The organism is Allobosea sp. 10N428 (assembly GCF_056394545.1).
This window is the reverse complement of the sequence record NZ_JBFTIC010000001.1, coordinates 26,439-47,668: the sequence shown is the minus strand read 5'-3', so window position 1 is coordinate 47,668 and position 21,230 is coordinate 26,439. Positions and strand designations below refer to the sequence as shown.

General features: G+C 64.1%; 25 protein-coding genes. 10 read left to right on the top strand and 15 right to left on the bottom strand.

Going from position 1 to position 21,230, the window contains the following annotated elements; all coding sequences use genetic code 11:
- Nucleotides 1-91: 91 nt before the first annotated feature.
- The 13 genes from AC1DDA_RS00230 to AC1DDA_RS00170 form a co-directional block, all read right to left on the bottom strand.
- Nucleotides 92-325 carry an HNH endonuclease gene (locus AC1DDA_RS00230; RefSeq protein WP_476794159.1) on the bottom strand — a complete coding sequence of 78 codons (234 nt, stop codon included), beginning with the start codon at nt 323-325 and terminating at the stop codon, nt 92-94.
- A gap of 53 nt (nt 326-378) precedes the next feature.
- Nucleotides 379-630, bottom strand: coding sequence for a hypothetical protein (locus tag AC1DDA_RS00225; RefSeq protein WP_476794158.1), 252 nt, complete (start codon nt 628-630; stop codon nt 379-381).
- 16 nt (nt 631-646) lie between these two features.
- A complete protein-coding gene (locus AC1DDA_RS00220) occupies nt 647-1,102 on the bottom strand; it encodes a hypothetical protein (protein ID WP_476794157.1) in 456 nt (151 codons plus the stop codon).
- The gene (locus tag AC1DDA_RS00215; RefSeq protein WP_476794156.1) at nt 1,099-1,836 is read right to left on the bottom strand and encodes an HK97 family phage prohead protease; all 738 of its coding nucleotides are present in this window, start codon (nt 1,834-1,836) and stop codon (nt 1,099-1,101) included. Before AC1DDA_RS00215 ends, AC1DDA_RS00220 begins: the two co-directional genes overlap by 4 nt.
- On the bottom strand, nt 1,833-2,420 hold the full coding sequence (locus AC1DDA_RS00210; protein WP_476794155.1) for a hypothetical protein: 588 nt from the start codon (nt 2,418-2,420) through the stop codon (nt 1,833-1,835). The genes AC1DDA_RS00215 and AC1DDA_RS00210 overlap by 4 nt, the downstream gene beginning before the upstream one ends.
- 6 nt (nt 2,421-2,426) lie before the next feature.
- Nucleotides 2,427-2,900, bottom strand: a complete 474-nt coding sequence (locus AC1DDA_RS00205; RefSeq protein WP_476794154.1) for a hypothetical protein — start codon at nt 2,898-2,900, stop codon at nt 2,427-2,429.
- A 223-nt stretch (nt 2,901-3,123) separates the two neighbouring features.
- Complete coding sequence (locus tag AC1DDA_RS00200) at nt 3,124-4,209, bottom strand: hypothetical protein (RefSeq protein WP_476794153.1); 1,086 nt, start codon at nt 4,207-4,209, stop codon at nt 3,124-3,126.
- An 807-nt stretch (nt 4,210-5,016) separates the two neighbouring features.
- A complete protein-coding gene (locus tag AC1DDA_RS00195; protein ID WP_476794152.1) occupies nt 5,017-7,293 on the bottom strand; it encodes a DUF3987 domain-containing protein in 2,277 nt (758 codons plus the stop codon).
- Nucleotides 7,274-7,528, bottom strand: a complete 255-nt coding sequence (locus AC1DDA_RS00190; RefSeq protein ID WP_476794151.1) for a hypothetical protein — start codon at nt 7,526-7,528, stop codon at nt 7,274-7,276. Before AC1DDA_RS00190 ends, AC1DDA_RS00195 begins: the two co-directional genes overlap by 20 nt.
- Nucleotides 7,529-7,703: 175 nt before the next feature.
- Nucleotides 7,704-8,216, bottom strand: a complete 513-nt coding sequence (locus tag AC1DDA_RS00185) for a hypothetical protein (protein ID WP_476794150.1) — start codon at nt 8,214-8,216, stop codon at nt 7,704-7,706.
- Between the two features lie 50 nt (nt 8,217-8,266).
- Nucleotides 8,267-8,479, bottom strand: coding sequence for a helix-turn-helix transcriptional regulator (locus AC1DDA_RS00180; RefSeq protein ID WP_476794149.1), 213 nt, complete (start codon nt 8,477-8,479; stop codon nt 8,267-8,269).
- Nucleotides 8,480-8,583: 104 nt separating this feature from the next.
- Nucleotides 8,584-8,934 (bottom strand): hypothetical protein, encoded by a 351-nt coding sequence (locus AC1DDA_RS00175; protein ID WP_476794148.1) that lies wholly within the window; start codon nt 8,932-8,934, stop codon nt 8,584-8,586.
- Nucleotides 8,927-10,165, bottom strand: coding sequence for a tyrosine-type recombinase/integrase (locus AC1DDA_RS00170; protein ID WP_476794147.1), 1,239 nt, complete (start codon nt 10,163-10,165; stop codon nt 8,927-8,929). Before AC1DDA_RS00170 ends, AC1DDA_RS00175 begins: the two co-directional genes overlap by 8 nt.
- A 263-nt stretch (nt 10,166-10,428) precedes the next feature.
- On the opposite strand from AC1DDA_RS00170, the gene AC1DDA_RS00165 reads away from it, so the two are divergent.
- The 10 genes from AC1DDA_RS00165 to AC1DDA_RS00120 all read left to right on the top strand — a co-directional run bounded on the left by AC1DDA_RS00165 (nt 10,429) and on the right by AC1DDA_RS00120 (nt 19,325).
- The gene (locus AC1DDA_RS00165) at nt 10,429-10,740 is read left to right on the top strand and encodes an FtsB family cell division protein (protein ID WP_441471074.1); all 312 of its coding nucleotides are present in this window, start codon (nt 10,429-10,431) and stop codon (nt 10,738-10,740) included.
- A gap of 176 nt (nt 10,741-10,916) precedes the next feature.
- A complete protein-coding gene (gene pdhA, locus AC1DDA_RS00160; RefSeq protein WP_441513321.1) occupies nt 10,917-12,005 on the top strand; it encodes a pyruvate dehydrogenase (acetyl-transferring) E1 component subunit alpha in 1,089 nt (362 codons plus the stop codon).
- Between the two features lie 61 nt (nt 12,006-12,066).
- Nucleotides 12,067-13,467 (top strand): pyruvate dehydrogenase complex E1 component subunit beta, encoded by a 1,401-nt coding sequence (locus tag AC1DDA_RS00155; RefSeq protein ID WP_476794146.1) that lies wholly within the window; start codon nt 12,067-12,069, stop codon nt 13,465-13,467.
- A 14-nt stretch (nt 13,468-13,481) separates the two neighbouring features.
- The gene (locus AC1DDA_RS00150) at nt 13,482-14,837 is read left to right on the top strand and encodes a pyruvate dehydrogenase complex dihydrolipoamide acetyltransferase (RefSeq protein ID WP_476794145.1); all 1,356 of its coding nucleotides are present in this window, start codon (nt 13,482-13,484) and stop codon (nt 14,835-14,837) included.
- A 20-nt stretch (nt 14,838-14,857) separates the two neighbouring features.
- Nucleotides 14,858-15,415, top strand: a complete 558-nt coding sequence (locus AC1DDA_RS00145) for a hypothetical protein (RefSeq protein WP_476794144.1) — start codon at nt 14,858-14,860, stop codon at nt 15,413-15,415.
- Nucleotides 15,416-15,453: 38 nt separating this feature from the next.
- Complete coding sequence (gene lpdA / locus AC1DDA_RS00140) at nt 15,454-16,893, top strand: dihydrolipoyl dehydrogenase (protein ID WP_476794143.1); 1,440 nt, start codon at nt 15,454-15,456, stop codon at nt 16,891-16,893.
- A gap of 103 nt (nt 16,894-16,996) precedes the next feature.
- Nucleotides 16,997-17,383 carry a GlsB/YeaQ/YmgE family stress response membrane protein gene (locus tag AC1DDA_RS00135; RefSeq protein ID WP_441513325.1) on the top strand — a complete coding sequence of 129 codons (387 nt, stop codon included), beginning with the start codon at nt 16,997-16,999 and terminating at the stop codon, nt 17,381-17,383.
- Between the two features lie 65 nt (nt 17,384-17,448).
- A complete protein-coding gene (locus AC1DDA_RS00130; RefSeq protein WP_441513326.1) occupies nt 17,449-17,727 on the top strand; it encodes a GlsB/YeaQ/YmgE family stress response membrane protein in 279 nt (92 codons plus the stop codon).
- Nucleotides 17,728-17,829: 102 nt separating this feature from the next.
- Nucleotides 17,830-18,837, top strand: coding sequence for a lipoyl synthase (gene lipA, locus AC1DDA_RS00125; protein ID WP_441513327.1), 1,008 nt, complete (start codon nt 17,830-17,832; stop codon nt 18,835-18,837).
- Between the two features lie 11 nt (nt 18,838-18,848).
- Nucleotides 18,849-19,325: a type II toxin-antitoxin system RatA family toxin gene (locus AC1DDA_RS00120; RefSeq protein ID WP_476794142.1), complete on the top strand. Its 477-nt coding sequence runs from the start codon at nt 18,849-18,851 to the stop codon at nt 19,323-19,325.
- A 77-nt stretch (nt 19,326-19,402) separates the two neighbouring features.
- Here AC1DDA_RS00120 and AC1DDA_RS00115 read toward each other — a convergent pair whose 3' ends face one another.
- Nucleotides 19,403-19,891 (bottom strand): CinA family protein, encoded by a 489-nt coding sequence (locus AC1DDA_RS00115; RefSeq protein WP_476794141.1) that lies wholly within the window; start codon nt 19,889-19,891, stop codon nt 19,403-19,405.
- 4 nt (nt 19,892-19,895) lie between these two features.
- On the bottom strand, nt 19,896-21,131 hold the full coding sequence (locus AC1DDA_RS00110) for a bifunctional 2-C-methyl-D-erythritol 4-phosphate cytidylyltransferase/2-C-methyl-D-erythritol 2,4-cyclodiphosphate synthase (protein ID WP_476794140.1): 1,236 nt from the start codon (nt 21,129-21,131) through the stop codon (nt 19,896-19,898).
- Between the last annotated feature and the right edge of the window lie 99 nt (nt 21,132-21,230).

Genomic DNA, 21,230 nt, shown 5'->3' with positions numbered 1-21,230 from the left:
GGGGGCTTGCCAGAAGTCGGGCAGCCGATCGGCACGCAACGGTGCTGGTCTGCAACGCGCGACGCCGCAGGTTTTGAGATTATTTTTCCAGTCAGACTGGCCAGCCATCAGCGCCGAACCGAACCACCGTCCGGCCGTGCTCCTCGGCTTGTTTATGGCGGCTATGGCATGAGGCGCATAGAGACTGGAGGTTGCCTGGATCCCAGAACAGTGCTTCCGATCCGCGATGCGGCTCCACATGATCCGCGATCATAGCCTCGGTCACATGCTCGCCGTCGAGACAGAAGCGACACAGCGGCTCGGCTGCCAACTGCGTTGCCCGCATCCTTTGCCACCGCGCCAGGCCGTACCATCTCAACCAAGGGCGCCTGCCGTCCGTCACCCGAGGCATCTGCGCGCCTCGACCTGCTCGACCGTCAGCACACGCACGTTGAGGGCAAGGTGCCGGCGATTGGGCGTCCGGTATGGTGTGAACTCGACAACAGCTCCGACCTCGGCCTTGCCCTGCACAAAGCAACTGTTGTGCGCGAAGTTGCCTCTGTTCGTCGTGAGCCCCTCTGGCCGGATCACGGCGCCATTGGGCGTGAGCCGGATAATCTCGCCGAAGATCGGCGAGTTGGTATGGGTCATAAGTAATCCTGTTGATTCAAGCTGGCTGAAGATCGATCGCCCATTCCTGGCGATCGACATCGCGTGTCGTGCTGAAGGTGACTGCGTCGCCTGGTCGGAACGGGGCGGCGCGATCTCGAACCGCAAAGGTCTCGTCACCGCCGTCACGCCTGACGAGCCCAGTAGCGCGATTCAAAACGACGACCGTGCCGTGCATCCGGTCCATCCAATGCACGCGGTCGCCCGGATCGGCTGGCTGCAGAAGGCGCTGGCCGGCTGCGTAGTAAGCGAAGTCGATAGGCTCCGCGGAAGCAATGGCGAGCAAGCCCGCCTTGCCAATCTGGATGTCGAAGAAGGGACGTCCGAACCGATTTGCATCGGGCGCAGCATTGATGGTTGAACCGCCCTCGGTCAGGATTTCCGTCCAAGCCACCTTGCCGAGCGGCCCGTTGCCGGGCGCTGGGACATATCCGCATGAAACGCTGACGATCATCCCGAGCGGATCTCCGCCCTGAGCCGCTCTAGCCTCTCAACGAGGCGAGATGCCCGAGCCGTCACATTCGCCACCGTCGCCTGGGCGGCGAAGTCCGGCGTCCGGCATGCCGCCCAGAGAAACGGATTCTCATCGTCCAGATCCACAATCGCGGCAAATGTATTCGAAACGGCTCCCTCTGGAACAAGTGAGATCTCGCGCAGGTCGACCTGAGCGCAATCGTCGAATTCGATATCTTTCGCCCAACGGACTTTCTTTTTGATAACATCGGCTCCGATCGATACGCAGGGGCGCTTATTTGACATCACGTTGTCAAAAATTGCTCGGCCAGCCTCGTCATCTCGGATTGGCATTCGAAACGCCAAGCCTTGCAAGCAACTTGCGAACTCTAGTCCGGAGTTGGTGTCGCCGTATTCCCGGCGAGCATCATGATCGAAGATCAGCGGCTTCCGTTTGCCGTCCTTCAGCGTATCCGAGAACGCGCCCAGCCGGAGGACGCGGAACCGGTCGTTGGCGAAAAACGCCTTGTCGTGAAGGCAGGCCCAGCCCTGGACTGCTGGTCGTGCTAATTCTCGCCCTTCCGACGAAAGAAATCGCCTGCGAGCTACAGCAGGGGCCGCCGGTGTCTGTCTGGATGGTCTGCGCCTCGTCGTTGCGGCATAGGGCGCATCGGCAACCGCCATTTTCTCGCGAAAAGCGGCGACGGCGCGCGGCACAGGCACGTTAATCGTCATTGCAGTTCCACTGGAATATCGCGCTTGTCGATCGCTCCGGCCTTTGCGGCCTCGGCGAAAAAGCGCGCGAGCGGCCCATCCTTGTCCTTTGGCGAGCCGATGCTGTTCGGTACGCGCAAATCTTCATGGTGCTGATTGCACCCAGCAGCTTCGACAGCGTCTTCCAGTTCCCGAAGCGACAAATTGGCCGCGTGAACGCCGGCAAGTGCGCGGCAGAAGACGCCCATACGTCGCAGAAACTCCGGTCGCACATGGGCGCGTTGCACACGCATGGCTTTCGACCGCTCGACGTAGATTTGCTGGTTCAACATTTCCAGCGCGCGCCGCAGGTCGGAAAGCTCCAGTGTGAGCTTGCCCAGCCGCTCGCGCTTTGACCCCGTCACAGGGGCGGGCGGCTTGCCCAGTAGCGCAGCCACGCGCGCTTCCGCGGGATCGACTGGGGGCGCATCATCTGGCTCGGCGCCGATGGCAAGCTGCTCGGCGAACTTTTTGTTGATCTGGTGACTGATCTCGGTCTGACGAGCTTCAAGCCCGGCAAGAATGTCAGAGCAATCTTTGATCTTCGGAATATCGATTGGTTTCATGGGATCTCAAATTAGGTGGGAGAATTTCGCAACGATCGGGAGCGGGATGATCGTCGCGTTGGAAATGCCGTCGGCGCCGGCGCCATAGCGCACGCAGGCGCGTTTTCCGGTCAGGGTCAGGCATTCGAGGACGATGCCCGTCGCGCCGAGGTGGAGAAACCCATCCTCGATGTCGAAGTCACCGAAGACTGGCGATGTCTTGCGAGCCACTAGCAGCGCTGCCAGCATGGCGCCCGCGGTCGGCGGCAGGCCGGTGGCCGATGTCTGCGGCAAGGTTGAAAGAGCCCGTGCGCGTTTCGGTGCCGTGGCGATCGTCTCGGCGGAAAGCGCCAAGACGATGTTTGCGATGTCTGCAGCGGTCGGCGCGTTTCCATGGCCAGGAACCAGGCCCGCTTCACGCAGGGCGCGAAGCAACTGCCGTGATGACGAGAAACCGCGGCCGGCGATTTCGGCTAGGCGCTGGCTGTAGGCGCGCTCCATGATTGCTCCATGATGAGGTGCCCGGCGGAGCCAAAGCTCGAACGCCGGGCGGCCACGCAGCGGGACGCTCTGCGCAGCGAGAGGTGCGGCACGCCGCATTGAATGGATGAAAGAAAACGACCCCGCCGAAGCGAGGTCGTTTGAAGTCGAAGGGGTCTACAGAGAGGATGTATTTCTACATCTCCTATTATGACCCGTCTCAGTGGCTGCGGAATCGACTCGGCTACGCTGCCTCCGAGCAAATTCCTTGATTATCGTTCGCGGCGACTCCCATGACGCGCTTAACCTCATCTACGGCGGCCAGCAGCGCCGGCTTACCATGACGGGCCGCAGTGCTGGCTGGAGCGCCCAAGTGCTTCCCAATGTCCTCAAGCGTGCCGCCGGATAATACGATCTCCAGAACAGCCACGGTCTGCGCTCCCAATTCCTCGCGCGGGTCGCGCTCTGGCATCGGCACCGGCTGGGACTTGTCCGCGCTGTGCGCTTGCGTCACGCCTCCAAATTCGGCACCGCGCGCAATGGCAGGCCTACCCTTCACCGCGATGCGTCGTGCTTGAAACCGCGCTATCTCGAACGGTACCGAGCCATCAACGCCAAGGCTCCGCAGAAGCGCACGTCCTTCCACCACGCCGAAGCGATTGTCGTGCTTGGGGCCAGAGCGAGACAGGCCATGCAAGCCACCCGTAACGGCGCCGAGGGGAACGCAAGGCCGCATCCAGCCGCCGGCCGTGGGAGTGCTAGCAGGAAGGCGTAGATACGCCCAGACAGCCGCCTGTGAGCGCTTCGGCTCTGCGGGTCCGCGGTCGCCGGTCATGCGGCAGGAAGGGCGCCTCGGCTTGTCCTTCGACGTCCGTCCGTATTCGACGATGAAGCCGGTATCTATCGGGTGCTCCTGTCCCGGTGTCAGGTCGAGGACAACCGTTCCGCAGCGGGCGATAACTGGATCGCGCCGGTCGGGGCGCTTGTCGAAGGTGACGGGCGAACCGGGAGGGGCCGCGGCCATTAACTCGTCGATGCTTGGGCGGGTGCGCAGGATGCTGTCCGTATCCATCACGATGCCCGCCGGCTTTGCGTGCACATCAGGATCGGCAAATCGGCCGCGCCGGTTGTCGTCGTTCTCGATCGTCAGGTCGAGGTTGTCATTGGCTGGCGCCGAAGTCGCGCGGTCGTACTGAATCAAGGCCAGCGCGCCGGCTGGGTCGGTTCCGACCATCCTTTTGACTAGGCGGGGAAGTTCGGCGCGATAACGCGAAGGGACGAAATCAACGTCCGGTGCGCCTGGATGGAGCATTGAGTTTGTAACAGTCATGTAGTCCCCATTGAATTAAGCGCACCGTTGCTCGGCGTCTACTTGTGGAATGCCGTTTCCCAGCCCAGAGCGGGCCGGTGGCGGCGGTGTTGAAGTATTTGATAGGTGGATAGCCAAACTAGGCAGGAGCCGCTGCGCGGCCTTCTCTACCCTAATGTCGCGGCGGGCCGAGTTGATGCCCTACGGACGTCCTACAAAATTTAGTCCCGAAGAGCGCAATTCGTCAAGGAATGGTGTCTGCCCCCGATCGCGGCACGACATCTGGTAGGTAGATGTGACCCGCGGGGAAAAGATTCAAGGCATCGGGTAACGCCTTGTTACTGCTTTGCTAATCGCCGCTTTGGGGTCGATCTGCTTCCCTAAAAAAATCAAAACCCGACTTTTAGTTGCGCATGGCTCCCCGGCAGGTCCGGCGGTTTGGCCGATCGCCAAGGAAGCCGACACGCCCGGGGCTCGACACTTTTTCTTTGTGGTTATGCACGCGCGGAAAAATGGCTACCCACGCCGGTCCCGCCCGGGGCATCGCCAGGGAAGTTGATGCCCCGGTCACAGGGGTATCCCGGTATATCTCGGTCCTACCTATATAACCCCCTGCAGGGGGTAGAGGGGGTTCTTGAAGTCGTAACGAGATACAGAGATACTATATATATTATCATATATCATTGATTTCATTACCCTTTCTCCCCTTGGTTTTCCGTTTTCGGTTATGCGGGGAACGGGTTTCCTGTGTGACGAGAAACCCGCCCGAAATCGCGGTTTGGCTAGGTTCGCCGCATCAGATTTACGGTTCCGCCCATCGGTATGTCGCTATCCCGCGAGACGCAGCCGCATAGTCGGCTTGCCCCCACGTGGCCCCGTCGGCTGCGTCACCTCGACTATTCGCCCGGCTACAGCCAGGTCTTGAACGATCTCGCGCCGCAACCGCTGGTCCAGCCCGCGCGTCCGATCCGTGAGCTTGCCAATCGTGAGTCCGGCCTCACCAGCATCGCGCACCAGCCGCAACACCTTGCCCACTGCAGCCTCGCGCTGACTGTCGGCAATATTGAACGAGGACTCCCGCATCAGGGCGCAGCACGAAAGCCAGGAAAGCTGCACCGCCCACGCCATGTTGACGCCTGTGACGGTCGGCGCCTCGGGCGTGGTGGCTACTGCGACGATCAGCGCGAGCTTCACCGCATGCTCGACGGCGCGGTTGAGGATCGCGTGGTGAGCGCTGTCCGCCTTCGCCAACTTGCGCTCGATGTCCGCCTTGAACTCCGCGCGACGCTGCTCGGCCTCGGGCGTCATGGGCACGTCGACAGTCGGACGAGGCATGTCGCCGCGGTCGCTCTGTGGGATATCGAGCCGCCCGCTTCGTCCTGCCATCGCCAACTGCTGCGCGCCGATGCGGATGGCGTCGGGGACGTGTTTGACGTCGTGCTTGGGGGTGGTCAGCTCAGGCTTCATGCCCTCCACATTGAACAGCAGCAGCCGCGCCAGGAAGCCGTCGCGCAGGGACAACCCCGATACGCTGTTCCAAAAGTCGTCGCCGGTGCTCGTGCCGTAGACACACAGGTTCGGCGCCTCGAGCTTCACCGCTTTCGCTTGCGCGTAGGCAGCGCCTTCGAAGTACGTCGACGCCGTGCTGAAATATTCCAGCAGGTCGCTTTTGAGCATCTGCTGATGGACGTTCGCCCGCGGGTCCAGCATCTCGCGGAAAGGGCCGGCGATCTCGTCGATCTGGCAGTTCATCGACGGCTTCTCCATCAGAGCATTGCGGAGCCCTGTAGCGGACATGATGCGAGCCGGCCCGCTGAAGCAGTGGAGGTTGGCCGAGGCGATCAAACGCTTAATTTGCTGCCTGGCGTGGTCCTTGCCGTAGCCGGACGGAGCCAGCGCTATGCCGTAGATGTTACTGCGAGCATCCCGATAGCCGGAGAAACGTCGTCCGATCAGCGCACCGACGAACGGCAGGACGGCGGATAGGGCCAACTCGCGCGAAGGGTGCTCTGCCGAGGACACGATCCAATCGACCAGCTCCTCGACGAAGCCGCCAGGGCGCGTCAGGTCCGACAGGCTGGCGTCCGATTTGAACTCGGCTTCGTCGCGGATCCAGTCGGCATCGTTGTCGTTGGCTGCGACGGGCAAGGTTCGTGGCGTCCACGGTTCAAGGCCGTGCATCGGATCGCGGTAGAACTTGGCCCACATGCGCCGGAAGTCAGCGAGCGCGTCACGGCCGGCGTATCTCGCAAACCAGTCCCCGGTTGCCGCCAGGAACAACGCGGCGGCTTCCTCCGCGTTGTGGCCGTCGAATGCCAGCTTCTCAACAACACGCGAGGCATGCGCGCTACGGTCGCCGACATCGTTTTGCGCGAGCAGCGCAGCGGCTTCGGTCGATACGGTGATGGCGCCAGCATCCGGCAGATCGCCGAGCGCAGGCAACGGAGCGGCCGCAGGAGCGCTATGGCTGCCCACGGCGACCAGCAAGGCCAGCGGGTCCGTCAGGCTGCCATCCCATGGCTGCGACACCGCAACCTCGAACGGTTCCGGAGAACGACCGCGCGCGAGCTTGACGGCATTCGGATGATTGAGCGTACCGGGGATGCGCCAGACATGTGCAATGTCCGCCGTGCCATGATCCGAGCCTGTCGCAGCCTTCAGGCCGCGCGCAATAGCCTTCGCTTCGGCTGGCGGCACCGGGCGGCTGAACAGCCAAAAGGGCTGCTGATTGCCCGGGCTTGTCTCGATCACATAGTTGGGCTCGGCGGGATACTCGCCGGCCCTGCCAGTGTCCACGTCCATATCGGCGACAAGGCCGAGCACGGCGACCACGTCAGCCTCGCCGCCACGCTGACCACGGGCCAGGCCGCGACGCATGACCTGCAGGCCGGCGTAGACGTTGGCGCCGAGCGTGTCCGCGTGCGCCTCTATGGCGTCCACCATGCCGGCAACGTCGCCGACACGGTGATGGGTGACGCTGCCGGGCCGGTCGTCGTGGAAGACGGACACGACCAGCACGCCGTCGATGCCTTCGGCAAGCTGGTGGATCATTGCGACGTGGTCGCGGATCGGGGATGAGGTCAGTTCAGTTGCAGGCAGCGACATTCGGCTTTTGTCCGTTCATGTGCGCGATGGCCGCGCGGGTAATTTTGGAAGCGATGGCGGGCGTGAACGTGGCAGCGCGACGGGTGCCTACCTTGGGAGCGCTGACACGGTATTGGCCATCGTCCTGCTGAAGCAGGCGCAGGCCGCAAAGGCGAAGGCCGTCTGATATCTGGATGTCGAAATAGCCAAGGGTCGGCCCGCCCGATGGGGCTGGCCAGAATGAGGTGATGTTCAAATGTGTCCTCCGAGGACGTGATGCCCATAAGCGGGCTAGGAATCCGGGGCCTATGTCCCGGGAATTGCCGCGCGAGGCGGCGGGTGAGTGCGGTTAAGCCGCAGTTTGGTGATGGATATCCGGCGCGGCACGAGGAGCCCGGATTGCGAGGATGAGGTGGCCGCGCCGGAATGGGTTAGGCGGCGAGGCGCTCAGGGATGTCGAATGCGACTTCCCTGACAACCCTGTGGCCGAGCATCGACGAGACATCCAAGGTTGCCTCTGGGGTCCGGCGGCTGTCGGCCTCGATGAGCTTGCGGGACAGTGCGACCAGCTTCGGCCAAAGGTCCCAGACCAGCAAGTCTTCAACCGCGTCTACAGCCGCAATCAGTGCGTCATCGGGCTCGCCGGGCTCACAGCCCGTGCCTTCCCAGTCTGTGGGAGACATGCAATCAGAATCGGAGAGGTTGTCCGGCCAACATACAAATGCTGGCCCGCGCGCCTCCCAGACGCGTTCCGCAACCATGCCGGCGACAGAAATCATACGCCAATGGTTCGGGTCCGAAGGCGGCTCGAACGTCGCTTGCCCGCGATACGTTTTTTCATTGCAGATGTCGTTGGTGTCGTTCGGGTAGATATGTACGCTCCAGACATCGACGCCGACATGCATTGCTATGGCAGCGTGGCCAGCCTCATGTACTGCTGCCATTCTTCGGTCGAGCGCCCGTATCCTGCCCACGGTCCTGAGAGAGCCCGCCATCACGCAGCCCTCATGGCGCGGGCGGCGATGCGGTTGTCGTTGGCGGGCTTGACGCCGTGCTCGGCAACCCAATCGTCAAGGTCACTCTTGCGATAGACCACGGCGCGACCCAGCTTGAAATAGACCGGCCCGGTGCCGTAGCAGCGCAGTTTGTCCAGCGTGGACTTCGACAGCCCTACGTAATCTGCTGCCTCTCGAACCCGAATGTTCATCCATTGCCCTCCAAGTCCGCGACCATTGCGGAAACTGAGGGCACTATGGTGAATCCTAACTTGGAAAGTCACATCACGGAATTCGGATTTTCTTGGGCTGAAGGCTAATCGCGGGCCTGCCGATAGGTTCTCAGGGCATTCTCCGCATGTGTCTCGGACACGTCGAACTGCGCCGCGGTCTCCTCTCTCGCGACTTCAAACGTCTTACCATTATCGATCGCGTCTTCGAATGCTGCGCCAATGTCGGGCCACTTGGTTGGTGGATGTGACGGGCGCCCTCGGCCCCGCTTTTCGCCCTTGAGCATCTGCGCTGCGATCCACTGCACCTGATCGTCGGCACGGCCCGACTCCAAATCCGCTATGACCATCTGTTTCGCCTCGGGTTTTCGACCGTCCTCATAACGCTCCCATATCTCCAGAGCGCGCAGTGTGGCGTACGGGGGAAGCTTAGCCACCGATCGCGCTCCCGATCTTGCCGGCAATCATATCCACGGCACGCCGCGACGCTTCATCCGCCGCGTGGGCGTAACGCTTCGTGGTCTGAGCACTGCTGTGGCCCAACAGGGCGCCGATCACCGGCAAGCCTAACCCCGACTCCGCGCCGATCGACGCGAAGCTGTGGCGAAGGTCATGCAGGCGAACGTCGTCCAACCCGGCGCGCTTCGTGATTGCCGCCCATGGTCGTTTCAGGTCGGCCCGCGGCTTCTCGTCTTTCGTGCCGGCGCTGTCGCTGGCGACCACGTAGGCCCCGATACGCGTCATCCCGTTCAGAATATCGATTGCCGGCTGAGGCAGGAACACGACCTTCCGTCCCGTTTTGCTATCGGGCAGCCGAAGCACGCCGCGGTCAAAATCCACTTCGCTCCAGCGCAGGTGCAGTATCTCGCGCAGCCGGCAGCCGGTCAGCATCAATAGCCGGATAGCGGCAGTGACATGAGGATGAAAAGCGACGCGCTGGCCCTTGGGGGCGTGCTTCGCGTCACCGGCGTTGACCGGAAAGCCGATCGTCTCGGCCTCGACCATGGATTCGCCTAGGCGCTGCATTTCCTCGACCGTAAGGAAGCGCTCGCGAGCCTCCTCCTTATAGCGGTCAACTCCTGACGCCGGGTTGAAGCCCGTGGGCACGTGGTCCTGCTTGCCGCCCCACGCGTACGCTGCCTTCAACACCGCTACGGCGCGGTTGGCTGCATACTTACCCCGGCCGGTACCGACCTTGCTGTGCATGGCCTGCACCTCGCGGCGTGTGAGCGCCGATGCCTTTATCGAGCCAATATGTGGCACGATGTTCACGCTGGCGATCAGGTCGTAGCCGTCAGCAGTCGACGCTTTTTTCTTGTCGCGGGTTCTCTCAACGTAGAGTTCCAGCAGGCGCTTGACGGTCACGCTCGCGCGCTCGTCCGCCCGACCCTGCGCCAAGTCTTTTCCGAGGGCCGCATTGGCGATGGCTTTGCGCGCTGCCTCTCGAGCCTCGTTTGCCTTCAGAATTCCGACGCGCCCGAGCTTAATTCGCTTCTTCGATCCGCCGGCCACCGGCCGGAATTCGGCGAAGAACGTCCCGGTATCGCCTGGAGTGCGGTAGAAGCCGAACCCCGCCAGATCGTCATCAAAATAGAAGGTCGTCTTGTTCGGACGCGCCGTCTTCATGACGTCCGAAACGTTCTCAGCAGTGATGCGGATTGTAGCCACGGCCCGTCCCTTATAGCCACATTGTAGCCAGCAATATGGATAGGCGCCCTAAAAAATCAAGCGGACATAGGTTTCTTTTTGTTTCTTTTTCAAGCCGTTGCGTGATTTTCGGAAACTCAGGAAATGGCTAGAAAACAGCCATAATCAGACTTTTAATCATGTGGTCGTGGGTTCGATCCCCACCCCGCTCACCACAACGGCAAAAATCCCAGGCCGCGCCTTCCGTTAACTCGCCGGAAACCAAGTTTTCCTAGCGTGGCGCCATGGTTATCCGCCGCGGCCTCCGCTCGATCTTCGTGACATTGGCGCTCTATCTCGTCTCGGGAGCAGCCGTGGCCTATTTCATGTTCCATGCGCAGCATGGCGCGCGCGGCCTCGAGGCACGCGGCGCCGTCCGTGAGTCGCTGCGCGATATGGAAGCGGAACTCGCCGGACTTGTCGCCGAGCGCAAATCCTGGGAACATCGTCTCTCGCTGGTGCGCGACGAAGCTGTCGATCGCGATCTGCTGGAAGAGAACGCGCGCGCCATTCTCGGTCGTACGCATAAGAATGACGTTGTCATCATGGGCCGCTGAGGGCTCTGACGGTACGGCATTTAGTCCCGGACGTATCGATTAACTGAAATCCGGTTACGAGAAGTCTATCTCGGTTTTTCAACAGCTTAGCTAATGTTGCATTGCGAGATAGCGTGCTCGCCAAGATTTTTGCGATCCTCTAAAACAAAAGTCGAAAGACCTTGGAGGACCGCCTGATGGCTGTTGCTGCGCGTAAGTCGAAAGCTCCCGCTCAACCGAAAGCCGCCGCGAAGGCGCGGGGCGCCAAGGAGGGGGCTGGTAAGACCTCCGCCGCGCTCAGCAACACGCCGAGCTTTACCAAGGAAGAAGATCTCCACGCCTATCATGAGATGCTGCTGATCCGGCGCTTCGAGGAGAAAGCCGGCCAGATGTACGGCATGGGCCTGATCGGCGGCTTCTGCCACCTCTATATCGGCCAGGAAGCCGTGGTCATCGGCATGCAGATGGCCTCCAAGGATGGCGATCAGGTTATCACCGGCTATCGCGACCACGGCCACATGCTGGCCTGCGGCATGGAATCGCGCGGCGTGATGGCTGAGCTGACCGGCCGGCGCGGCGGCTATTCGCGCGGCAAGGGCGGTTCCATGCACATGTTCAGCCGCGAGAAGAACTTCTATGGCGGCCACGGCATCGTCGGCGCGCAGGTATCGCTCGGCACGGGCCTGGCCTTCGCCGACTGGTACCGCGGCGACAACACGGTCTCGATGACCTATTTCGGCGACGGCGCCGCCAATCAGGGCCAGGTCTACGAGAGCTTCAACATGGCCGAGCTCTGGAAGCTGCCGGTCGTGTTCGTCATCGAGAACAACCGCTACGCCATGGGCACCGCGGTCAGCAGGGCTTCGGCGCAGACAGACTTCTCCCGCCGCGGTGTTTCGTTCAACATCCCCGGTGAACAGGTCGACGGTATGGATGTCCGCGCCGTCCGCGACGCCGGCTTGCGTGCGGTCGAGCACGCCCGCTCCGGCAAGGGGCCCTACATCTTGGAGATGCAGACCTACCGCTATCGTGGACACTCGATGTCCGACCCGGCGAAATACCGTTCCAAGGACGAAGTTCAGCGCATGCGCGAGGAGCACGATCCGATCGAGCAGGTGCGTGCCCGCCTGATCCGCGACTTCAAGATCGGCGAGGACGAGCTCAAGGCGATCGATGCCAAGGTGCGTGAGGTCGTCAACGACGCGGCCGAGTTCGCCACGCATGACCCCGAGCCCGATCCGTCCGAGCTCTACACCGACATCCTGCTGGAGCCGGCGCAGGGCTGAAAGCCCGGCGCCTCTGGCCCGCTCACCGTCTTTCCCCGCGTCTTAGATTCCGGGTGCGTTCATGCCGATCGACATTCTCATGCCTGCCCTTTCTCCCACCATGGAGGAAGGAAAACTGGCCAAGTGGCTGAAAAAAGAGGGCGATCAGGTCAAGGCCGGCGACATCATCGCCGAGATCGAGACCGACAAGGCGACCATGGAGGTCGAGGCGGTCGACGAGGGCATCCTCGCCAAGATCCTCGTCGGCGACGGCACCGAGAATGTCGCGGTCAACACGCGGATCGGCGTGATCGCGGCTGACGGCGAGGACGTCAGCGCCGCAGCGAGCGGCAGTGCCACGACGGCCACGCCCCAGCCCAAGGCCGAGGCAGTGCCTGTCGCGGCGAAGGCCGAAGAGGCGCCTGCCGCCAGTGCGCCGCAGAGCGTGCCGGCCCAGGCCAAGGCCTATGACGCCTCCTCCGAATTCCCGGCGGGCGCCGAGATCGTCAGCCAGACGGTCCGCGAGGCGCTGCGCGACGCCATGGCCGAGGAGATGCGCCGCGACGGCGATGTCTTCGTCATGGGCGAGGAGGTCGCGGAGTATCAGGGCGCCTACAAGGTCACGCAGGGCCTGCTGCAGGAGTTTGGCGCCAAGCGCGTCATCGACACCCCGATCACCGAGCACGGCTTTGCCGGCATCGGCGTCGGCGCGGCGCTCTCCGGCCTCAGGCCGATCGTCGAGTTCATGACCTTCAACTTCGCCATGCAGGCGATCGACCACATCATCAATTCCGCTGCCAAGACGCTCTACATGTCCGGCGGCCAGATGGGCTGCCCGATCGTCTTCCGCGGGCCGAACGGCGCGGCCGCCCGCGTCGGCGCCCAGCACAGCCATGACTACGCCGCCTGGTATTCGAACGTGCCCGGCCTCAAGGTTGTCGTGCCCTACAGCGCCTCCGACGCGAAGGGCCTGCTGAAGAGCGCGATCCGCGATCCGAACCCGGTGATCTTCCTCGAAAACGAGATCATGTACGGTAAGTCCTTCGATGTGCCGAAGGGCGACGATTTCCTGATCCCGATCGGCAAGGCCAAGGTCGTCCGCCCCGGCACGGACGTGACCATCGTCTCCTTCGGCATCGGCATGACCTATGCGCTCGGCGCGGCCGAGGCGCTGGCGAAGGAAGGCATCGAGGCCGAGGTCATCGACCTCAGGACCATCCGCCCGATGGACATCGAGACCGTCGTCGCCTCCGTGCAGAAGACCAATCGCTGCGTCGCGGTGGAAGAGGGATTCCCGCAGTCCGGCGTCACCGCCGAGATCGGCATGAAGATCATGGAGGCGGCGTTCGACTATCTCGACGCCCCCGTGGCCCGCGTCACCGGCAAGGACGTGCCGATGCCTTACGCGGCGAATCTCGAGAAGCTCGCCTTGCCGAATGTCGGCGACGTCATCGCGGCGGCCAAGGCCGTCTGCTATCGCTGAGAGGGGGCTGACCGATGCCGACAAACATCCTGATGCCCGCCCTCTCTCCGACGATGGAAAAGGGCAATCTCGCCAAGTGGCTGAAGAAGGAAGGCGATACGATCAAGTCCGGCGATATCATCGCCGAGATCGAGACCGACAAGGCGACCATGGAGGTCGAGGCGGTCGATGAGGGTATCCTCGCCAAGATCGTGGTGCCGGAAGGCACGGCCGATGTCGCCGTCAACGAAGTGATCGGCGTGATCGCCGGGGAAGGCGAGGATGCCAAGAGCATCTCCGCCCCCGCGGCCGGCGGCGCTGCGCCTGCCAAGGCCGAGGCTCCGAAGGCCGAAGCGCCGACGGCGGAGGCTCCGGCGGCAGCTTCGACCGCCCCGGCTGCTTCCGCTCCCGTCACAGCCTCGGCCAAGCCCAACGGCAGCCGGCCCTTCGCCTCGCCCTTGGCGCGGCGCATCGCCAAGGAAGCCGGGCTCGACCTCTCCGCCATCGCCGGCTCCGGCCCGCATGGCCGCATCGTCGAGAAGGACGTCGAGGCTGCCAAGAAGGGCGGCGGCGCCAAGGCTGTTAGCGCATCTGTCCCCCAGACAAGTGCGCCATCGGCCGCCAAGCCTGCCGCCGCGCCGCTCGCGGTCGGCCCCTCCGACGAACAGGTCAAGAAGCTGTTCGCGCCGGGCTCCTATGAGGAGATCCCGCATGACGGCATGCGCAAGACGATCGCGCGCCGCCTGACGGAGGCCAAGCAGACGGTCCCGCATTTCTACGTCACGGTCGATTGCGAACTCGACGCGCTGCTGAAGCTGCGGGCCGAGCTCAACGCAGCGGCGCCCGAGAAGGACGGCAAGCCGGCCTACAAGCTCTCGGTCAACGACATGGTGATCAAGGCGCTGGCGTTGGCGCTCAAGGCCGTTCCGGACGCGAACGTGTCCTGGACCGACAACACCATGCTCAAGCACAAGCACGCTGACGTCGGCGTCGCCGTCTCGATCCCGGGCGGCCTGATCACGCCGATCATTCGCGACGCCTGCCACAAGACGCTGTCGCAGATCTCCAACGAGATGAAGGACATGGCCGCGCGCGCCAAGGCCCGCAAGCTCAAGCCCGAGGAGTACCAGGGCGGCACGACGGCAGTCTCCAATCTCGGCATGTTCGGCGTCAAGGACTTCGCGGCGATCGTCAATCCGCCGCATGCGACGATCCTGGCGGTCGGCGCCGGCGAGCAGCGCGTCATCGTCAAGGGCGGCCAGCCGGCTGTCGCCACGGTGATGTCGGTGACGCTCTCGACCGACCACCGCGCCGTCGACGGCGCGCTCGGCGCCGAACTGCTGCAGGCGTTCAAGGGCTATATCGAGAAGCCCATGGCGATGCTGGTGTGAAGCTCCGGCAGGCGGGTCGCATGACGAGAACCGTTGGGCTTGGGCGTGCTGTTGCCCTGCTGCTGACGCTCGGGATAGCCGGGTGTGTCAGCGCCGAGCAGCAGGCGAATGTCGCCGCGGCGCGTACAGAATCCGGAGTGCGCGAACGGCGGCTGGACGGCATGTCCCTGTCTCAGGCGCGTGCGTTCTTTGCCGGAACCACGCGAGTGGTGACGGCCAACAATCTGGGCTCCCAAGTCTCCTATATGGCGCCTGGCGGCTCGATTTATCTTTGGTTCCCCGGCAACCGCGAAGTGCTGCGCGGGCGCTGGTCTCTGGAGGCCGCAGGTCGCTACGTGCCTGTCCTCGGGCGGCCGGTCGAAGATACCAGAATCTGCTTTGAATACGGGGCCGACACAGTCAACGCCTGGAGCCGTCAGCGCGGAGGCAAGCAATGCATCCCCGCGACTGTGGGGATGCGGATGACGCAGGATCAAGCTGCAGGCGACGTCTTCAAGCTGGCCCAACGCACGGCAGTGCCGTTCATTCTGCCGGCGGCGCGCACCACGATCGCCGCGCTGCAGGCGCAACTCCGTTAGAACCGATCATCGTCGTCGGAGACGCAAGGAAAACGCCCATGGCTGACTACGACATCATCGTCATCGGCTCCGGCCCCGGCGGCTATATCGCCGCCATCCGGGCCGCCCAGCTCGGCTTCAGGACCGCGATCGTCGAGCGCGAGCATCTCGCCGGCATCTGCTCGAACTGGGGCTGCATCCCGACCAAGGCGCTGCTGCGCTCGGCCGAGATCCTGCACTATGGCGAGCATGCCAAGGATTACGGGCTCGTCCTGGAAGGCTCGTTCAAGGCCGATCTCGACGCCGTGGTGAAGCGCTCGCGCGGCATCGCCGTCAGGATGAACAACGGCGTCCAGTTCCTGATGAAGAAGAACAAGGTCGACGTCATCTGGGGCGAGGCCAAGCTGACCAAGCCTGGCACGATCACCGTCGCGCCGACCAAGAAGCCGGCGATGCAACCGCAAGGGCCGGTGCCGAAGAACGCCAAGGGCGAGGGCACCTATACCGCCGACCACATCATCGTCGCGACCGGCGCCCGGCCGCGCGCGCTGCCCGGGCTCGAGCCGGACGGCAAGCTGATCTGGACCTATTTCGAGTCGATGGTGCCGGCGAAGATGCCGAAATCGCTGCTCGTCATGGGCTCCGGCGCCATCGGCATCGAATTCGCCTCCTTCTACCGGACGATGGGCGTCGAGGTGACCGTGGTCGAGGTGCTGCCGCAGGTGGTCCCGGTCGAGGATGCCGAGATCGGCGCCTTCGCCCGCAAGGCCTTCGAGAAGCAGGGCATGAAGATCATCACCAGCGCCAAGGTCACGAAGGTCGAGAAATCGGCCGACTCCGTCACCGCCCATATCGAGGACGAGAAGGGCGGCAAGCAGACGATCACGGCCGATCGCATGATCTCGGCCGTCGGCGTCGTCGGCAATATCGAGAATATCGGGCTGGAAGCGCTGGGCGTGAAGACCGATCGCGGCTGCATCGTCATCGACGATTTCTGCCGCACCAACGTCAAGGGCATCTACGCCATCGGCGACGTCGCCGGCCCGCCGATGCTGGCCCACAAGGCCGAGCATGAGGCGGTGATCTGCGTCGAGGCGATCAAGGGCTTGCATCCGCATCCGATGGACAAGTTGATGATCCCGGGCTGCACCTATTGCCACCCGCAGATCGCCAGCGTCGGCCTGACCGAGGCCAAGGCCAAGGACGCCGGCTACGAGATCAAGGTCGGCCGCTTCAACTTTGTCGCCAACGGCAAGGCCGTGGCGCTCGGCGAGGACAGCGGCCTTGCCAAGACGATCTTCGACGCCAAGACCGGCAAGCTGCTCGGCGCCCATCTGGTCGGTCCCGAGGTCACCGAGCTGATCCAGGGCTTCGTCGTCGCGATGAACCTCGAGACGACCGAGGAAGAGCTGATGCACACCATCTTCCCGCATCCGACCCTGTCGGAGGTGATGAAGGAGAGCGTGCTCGACGCCTACGGCAAGGTGCTGAACGCCTGAGCCGGGATCTCGTCATGCTCGGGCTCGACCCGAGCATCTCGGGATGGCCCGGGAGCCTCATCTTGCAAGCGTTTCTCGGGTCGCCGCTTCGCGCCGCCCGAGAATGACGCTTCGACTTGGCGGCGGCCTGCCTGCGCTCCATATTGGTGCCATGCCGCCACGCACCCGCAAACCGCCCAAACCCGACCGCGTCGTTCGCGACGAAGAGGTCGAGGTTCTGCCGCCGCGCCGGACGCTGCCGCTCGACTGGAGCGTCGTGTTGCCGACCGTGGCGTTCGGGACCGTCACGGGCTTCGTCGCCAGCCTCGTGGTTGGTGGTGGCGGGTTGATCCGTCACTCCGTGGTCGGCGTGCTCGGCATGCTGGTCGGGCAGGGCATCGTGCGGTTGACCGGGTGGCGGCTGAATACCGGCTATGGCTTTCTCGACGATGCCGGAATGGCGGTGCTGGGCGCGATCCTCGTCATCCTGCTGGCGCGCTTCATCGCCTGACAGGAACCGCGGGCCGTCATTGTTGTCTGGACGCGCATTTGCGCATGGCTAGGGGGACTTCTTCGATGGAAAGCTTTGCCGCCACCATGGCCCAGCCGGGCTACGGCTTTTTCATGACGCTGCTGATCGGCGTGCTCGCCGGCTGGATCGCCGAGCGCCTGACCTCGTCTGATCACGGCCTTTTCACCAACATGCTCGTCGGCGTCGCCGGGTCCTTCGTTGGCACGCGAGTGGCGGAACTGCTCGCGATCCCGGTCTTCGGCTTCTGGCGCACGCTGACCGCGGCCATCGCCGGCGCCGTCATCATCATCGCGATCTGGAATGCGGCGCGCAGCCGCAACTGACGCCCCCCGCGCGCGGCCCGGCAGTTGCGGGAGCGCGCTTTGGGGATTAGCTAGGAGGGAGCCGGCAGTGCCGGCTCCCGCTTTTGAAGCCCGGACCTCGATATGGCGCTTGTTCTCGACCTGCTGAACCGCGATCCGCGGCCCAACGCCGGCAATCCGAAGGCGCAGCCGGCCCAGCCCGCGGGCGAGGTGCGCCATCCCGAGAAGCAGAAGCGTCCGGAAAACCCGGTCCTGCGGAAGCCTGACTGGATCCGCGTCAAGGCGCCGGGCTCGCCCAAATGGGCCGAGACCAAGGCGATCGTTAAGGCCGAGAAGCTGGTCACGGTCTGCGAGGAGGCCGGCTGCCCCAATATCGGCGAGTGCTGGGAGAAGAAGCACGCCACCTTCATGATCATGGGCGACACCTGCACGCGCGCCTGTGCCTTCTGCAACGTCAAGACCGGCGTGCCGCAGCCGCTCGATCTGGAAGAGCCGCGCAAGGTGGCCGATGCCGTCGCCAAGCTCGGCCTCGAGCATGTCGTCATCACCTCGGTCGATCGCGACGATCTCAAGGATGGGGGCGCCGAGCACTTCGCCAACGTCATCCGCGCGATCCGCAAAGCGTCGCCCGGCACCACGATCGAGATCCTGACGCCCGATTTCCTGCGCAAGCCGGGCGCGCTTGAGGTGGTGGTCGCGGCCAGGCCCGATGTCTTCAACCACAATCTCGAGACGGTTCCGGGCAGATATCTCAAGGTGCGCCCCGGCGCGCGCTACTTCCATTCGCTGCGGCTGCTGCAGCGGGTGAAGGAGCTCGACCCCTCGATCTTCACCAAATCCGGCATCATGGTCGGCCTCGGCGAGGAGCGGAACGAGGTTCTCCAACTGATGGACGACCTGAGGTCCGCCGATGTCGACTTCATGACCATCGGCCAGTACCTCGCGCCGTCGCGCAAGCACCACGCCGTGATCCGCTTCGTCACCCCCGACGAGTTCAAGAGCTTCGAGACCATCGCCTATGCCAAGGGCTTCCTGATGGTGTCCTCGACGCCGCTGACCCGCTCCTCGCACCATGCCGGCGAGGATTTCGCGCGGCTGCGTGCGAACCGGGCGGCGCGGCAGGGCCAGTAGCGGCTTCCACCATGCCGATGTTCAACAGCACCCGCCGGGTGAAGCACTCACCCGAGCAGATGTTCGCGCTTGTTGCGGATATCGAGAAATATCCGCAGTTCCTGCCGCTCTGCGAGGGGCTGACGGTGCGCCGACGCACGCCGCGGGAGGGCGGCGGCGAGGTGCTTCTGGCCGACATGACTGTGGGCTACAAAGCGATCCACGAGACCTTCACCAGCCGCGTCACGCTCGATCCTGCCAACCTCAAGATCCTCGTCGAATATGTCGACGGTCCGTTTCGCCATCTGGAGAACCGCTGGAGCTTCAAGCCGCTCGATACGGGCTGCGAAATCGGCTTCTTCATCACCTATGAGTTCGCCAGCCGCATGCTCGGCCTGCTGATGGGCGCGATGTTCGACAAGGCCTTCCACAAATTCTCGGAGGCCTTCGCGCGCCGGGCGGATGTGGTCTATGGCGGAGCCGCGTCAAAGGCAGTGACAGGCAATTGATCGCGACGCGCGGCTGACGCTCGGCCAGCGATTGATGCCTCCCGGCGGTCTGGCGCCTCCTGTCCCGCTGAGGCAGCTCAGCGCGCAGCGTCCCGCAGCAATTCGAGAGCGACGATCACGGATAGCCGCCGGATCTCGTCGCGCGACAGGTTTCCGAAGCGCATTTCGCGGTGGACGGTTCCGGTGGCCGTCGCGCAGGCAAAATGCACGAGGCCGACCGGCTTGCGCTCGGTTCCTCCGCCGGGACCTGCGACGCCGGTGATCGCCACGGCCAGATCCGCCGACAGCCTGGCGCGCCCGCCTTTGGCCATGGCGCAGGCGACCTGCTCGCTGACCGCGCCATGGGCCGCGAGCAGTTCGGTCGCCACATCGGCAAGCGCTGTCTTGGCTGCGTTCGAATAAGTCACCAGACCGCCGTTCACGACGTCGGAGGAGCCGGCAATCGCCGTGAGCGCTCCCGCGACAAGGCCACCCGTGCAGGATTCGACGGTGGCGACCCTGAGACCGGCCTCGCGGCACAGGGCCAAAACGGTCTCGGACAGTGTCGTGACTTCGGCATCGAACATCGCGCTACTCCGCTTCGGGCAGCCGGATCGTCGCTGTTCCCAGCGCGACGAGCCCCTCGCGCCGGCCCGTGAAGCCCATGCGCTCGGAGGTCGTCGCCTTGATCGCGACCTTCTCGACGGGAATGCCGGCGGCCGCTGCGATCGCGGCGCGGATGGCCTCGCGATGCGGCCCGACCTTCGGCGCCTCGCAAACGATCGTCAGATCGAGATGGTCGATGCGCCCGCCGCGCAGCCGCACCCGTTCGGCGGCGAAAGCCAGGAACTGCGCGGACGCCGCGCCGCGCCATTGCGGGTCGCTCGGCGGAAAATGCGTGCCGATATCGCCATCGGCCAGCGCACCGAGCAGGGCATCCGTCAAGGCATGGAGCGCCACGTCGCCATCCGAATGGGCTACGACGCCGCGTTCATGCGCGATCCTGACGCCACCGAGCCAGACATGATCGCCCGGACCGAAGGCGTGGACGTCATAGCCGGTGCCGACTCGCGTCACGAGCGTCTGCCCGGCGCGTGCATCCATGCGGCGGAAATCCTCGGCACGGGTCAGTTTGATGTTGGCGATCTCGCCCTTGAACGTCGCGACGGGGTGGCCGGCCCATTCCATCAAGGCCGCATCGTCGGTGAAGCCGTGCAGCGCAACCGCCGCCGCAGCTTCATGCGCCGCCAGGAGCGGTTTGAAGCGGAAAGCCTGCGGAGTCTGGACGGTGACGAGCTGGTCGCGCGGCGGAGTCTCCGCGACATGGCCGGCGGCATCGATGCGCTTGACCGTGTCCGTGACCGGCAGGGCGGGGATCGCGGCCAATCCGCTGTCGCCGAGCGCGCCGATCGCCGCGCCGATCAGCGCCTGCGAGACGAAGGGGCGGGCGGCGTCATGGACCAAAACGATGCCGTCGAAACCCTCGCGTGCAAGCGCGAGCAATCCGCGTCGCACCGAATCCTGCCGGGTCGCGCCGCCCGGCGTCGGAGCCGCGAGGCGGTCGTCGTCAATCCCGGCGACCGCATTGGCGTAGCGGGCCTCATCGTCCTCGCCGATGACGACCACCACACGGCCGATGGCGGGCTCCACCAGGAAGGGCGCGAGCGCGCGGGCGAGGACCGGCACACCATCGACCAGCCGGTACTGCTTCGGCTCGCCTGCGCCCGCGCGCAAGCCACGTCCGGCAGCGACGAGCAGCGCCGCCACCGGAGCGCCGGTATCGGCATGGTCAGAAGACGACAGGGGGTCCGCGGAATGGCTGTTCATGCGGCAGCCATAGCTAATTCCGGCGGCGCTGGGCAGGGGGTGACTCTGCTGCAATGCAGCATCAACCTCTAAGCTCTTGCGCTCCCGCAGCATTGTCCA

What these genes read in the sequence shown, in the direction of transcription:
- AC1DDA_RS00110 (WP_476794140.1), bottom strand. Translation starts at nt 21,131, where the DNA reads ATGAACAGCCATTCCGCGGACCCCCTGTCGTCTTCTGACCATGCCGAT.
- AC1DDA_RS00185 (WP_476794150.1), bottom strand. Translation starts at nt 8,216, where the DNA reads ATGGCAGCAGTACATGAGGCTGGCCACGCTGCCATAGCAATGCATGTC.
- AC1DDA_RS00115 (WP_476794141.1), bottom strand. Translation starts at nt 19,891, where the DNA reads ATGTTCGATGCCGAAGTCACGACACTGTCCGAGACCGTTTTGGCCCTG.
- AC1DDA_RS00145 (WP_476794144.1), top strand. Translation starts at nt 14,858, where the DNA reads ATGACGAGAACCGTTGGGCTTGGGCGTGCTGTTGCCCTGCTGCTGACG.
- AC1DDA_RS00220 (WP_476794157.1), bottom strand. Translation starts at nt 1,102, where the DNA reads ATGATCGTCAGCGTTTCATGCGGATATGTCCCAGCGCCCGGCAACGGG.
- AC1DDA_RS00155 (WP_476794146.1), top strand. Translation starts at nt 12,067, where the DNA reads ATGCCGATCGACATTCTCATGCCTGCCCTTTCTCCCACCATGGAGGAA.
- AC1DDA_RS00210 (WP_476794155.1), bottom strand. Translation starts at nt 2,420, where the DNA reads ATGAAACCAATCGATATTCCGAAGATCAAAGATTGCTCTGACATTCTT.
- AC1DDA_RS00180 (WP_476794149.1), bottom strand. Translation starts at nt 8,479, where the DNA reads ATGAACATTCGGGTTCGAGAGGCAGCAGATTACGTAGGGCTGTCGAAG.
- AC1DDA_RS00165 (WP_441471074.1), top strand. Translation starts at nt 10,429, where the DNA reads ATGGTTATCCGCCGCGGCCTCCGCTCGATCTTCGTGACATTGGCGCTC.
- lipA (WP_441513327.1), top strand. Translation starts at nt 17,830, where the DNA reads ATGGCGCTTGTTCTCGACCTGCTGAACCGCGATCCGCGGCCCAACGCC.
- pdhA (WP_441513321.1), top strand. Translation starts at nt 10,917, where the DNA reads ATGGCTGTTGCTGCGCGTAAGTCGAAAGCTCCCGCTCAACCGAAAGCC.
- AC1DDA_RS00215 (WP_476794156.1), bottom strand. Translation starts at nt 1,836, where the DNA reads ATGACGATTAACGTGCCTGTGCCGCGCGCCGTCGCCGCTTTTCGCGAG.
- AC1DDA_RS00150 (WP_476794145.1), top strand. Translation starts at nt 13,482, where the DNA reads ATGCCGACAAACATCCTGATGCCCGCCCTCTCTCCGACGATGGAAAAG.
- lpdA (WP_476794143.1), top strand. Translation starts at nt 15,454, where the DNA reads ATGGCTGACTACGACATCATCGTCATCGGCTCCGGCCCCGGCGGCTAT.
- AC1DDA_RS00200 (WP_476794153.1), bottom strand. Translation starts at nt 4,209, where the DNA reads ATGACTGTTACAAACTCAATGCTCCATCCAGGCGCACCGGACGTTGAT.
- AC1DDA_RS00135 (WP_441513325.1), top strand. Translation starts at nt 16,997, where the DNA reads ATGACGCTTCGACTTGGCGGCGGCCTGCCTGCGCTCCATATTGGTGCC.
- AC1DDA_RS00230 (WP_476794159.1), bottom strand. Translation starts at nt 325, where the DNA reads ATGCGGGCAACGCAGTTGGCAGCCGAGCCGCTGTGTCGCTTCTGTCTC.
- AC1DDA_RS00120 (WP_476794142.1), top strand. Translation starts at nt 18,849, where the DNA reads ATGCCGATGTTCAACAGCACCCGCCGGGTGAAGCACTCACCCGAGCAG.
- AC1DDA_RS00205 (WP_476794154.1), bottom strand. Translation starts at nt 2,900, where the DNA reads ATGGAGCGCGCCTACAGCCAGCGCCTAGCCGAAATCGCCGGCCGCGGT.
- AC1DDA_RS00195 (WP_476794152.1), bottom strand. Translation starts at nt 7,293, where the DNA reads ATGTCGCTGCCTGCAACTGAACTGACCTCATCCCCGATCCGCGACCAC.
- AC1DDA_RS00130 (WP_441513326.1), top strand. Translation starts at nt 17,449, where the DNA reads ATGGAAAGCTTTGCCGCCACCATGGCCCAGCCGGGCTACGGCTTTTTC.
- AC1DDA_RS00225 (WP_476794158.1), bottom strand. Translation starts at nt 630, where the DNA reads ATGACCCATACCAACTCGCCGATCTTCGGCGAGATTATCCGGCTCACG.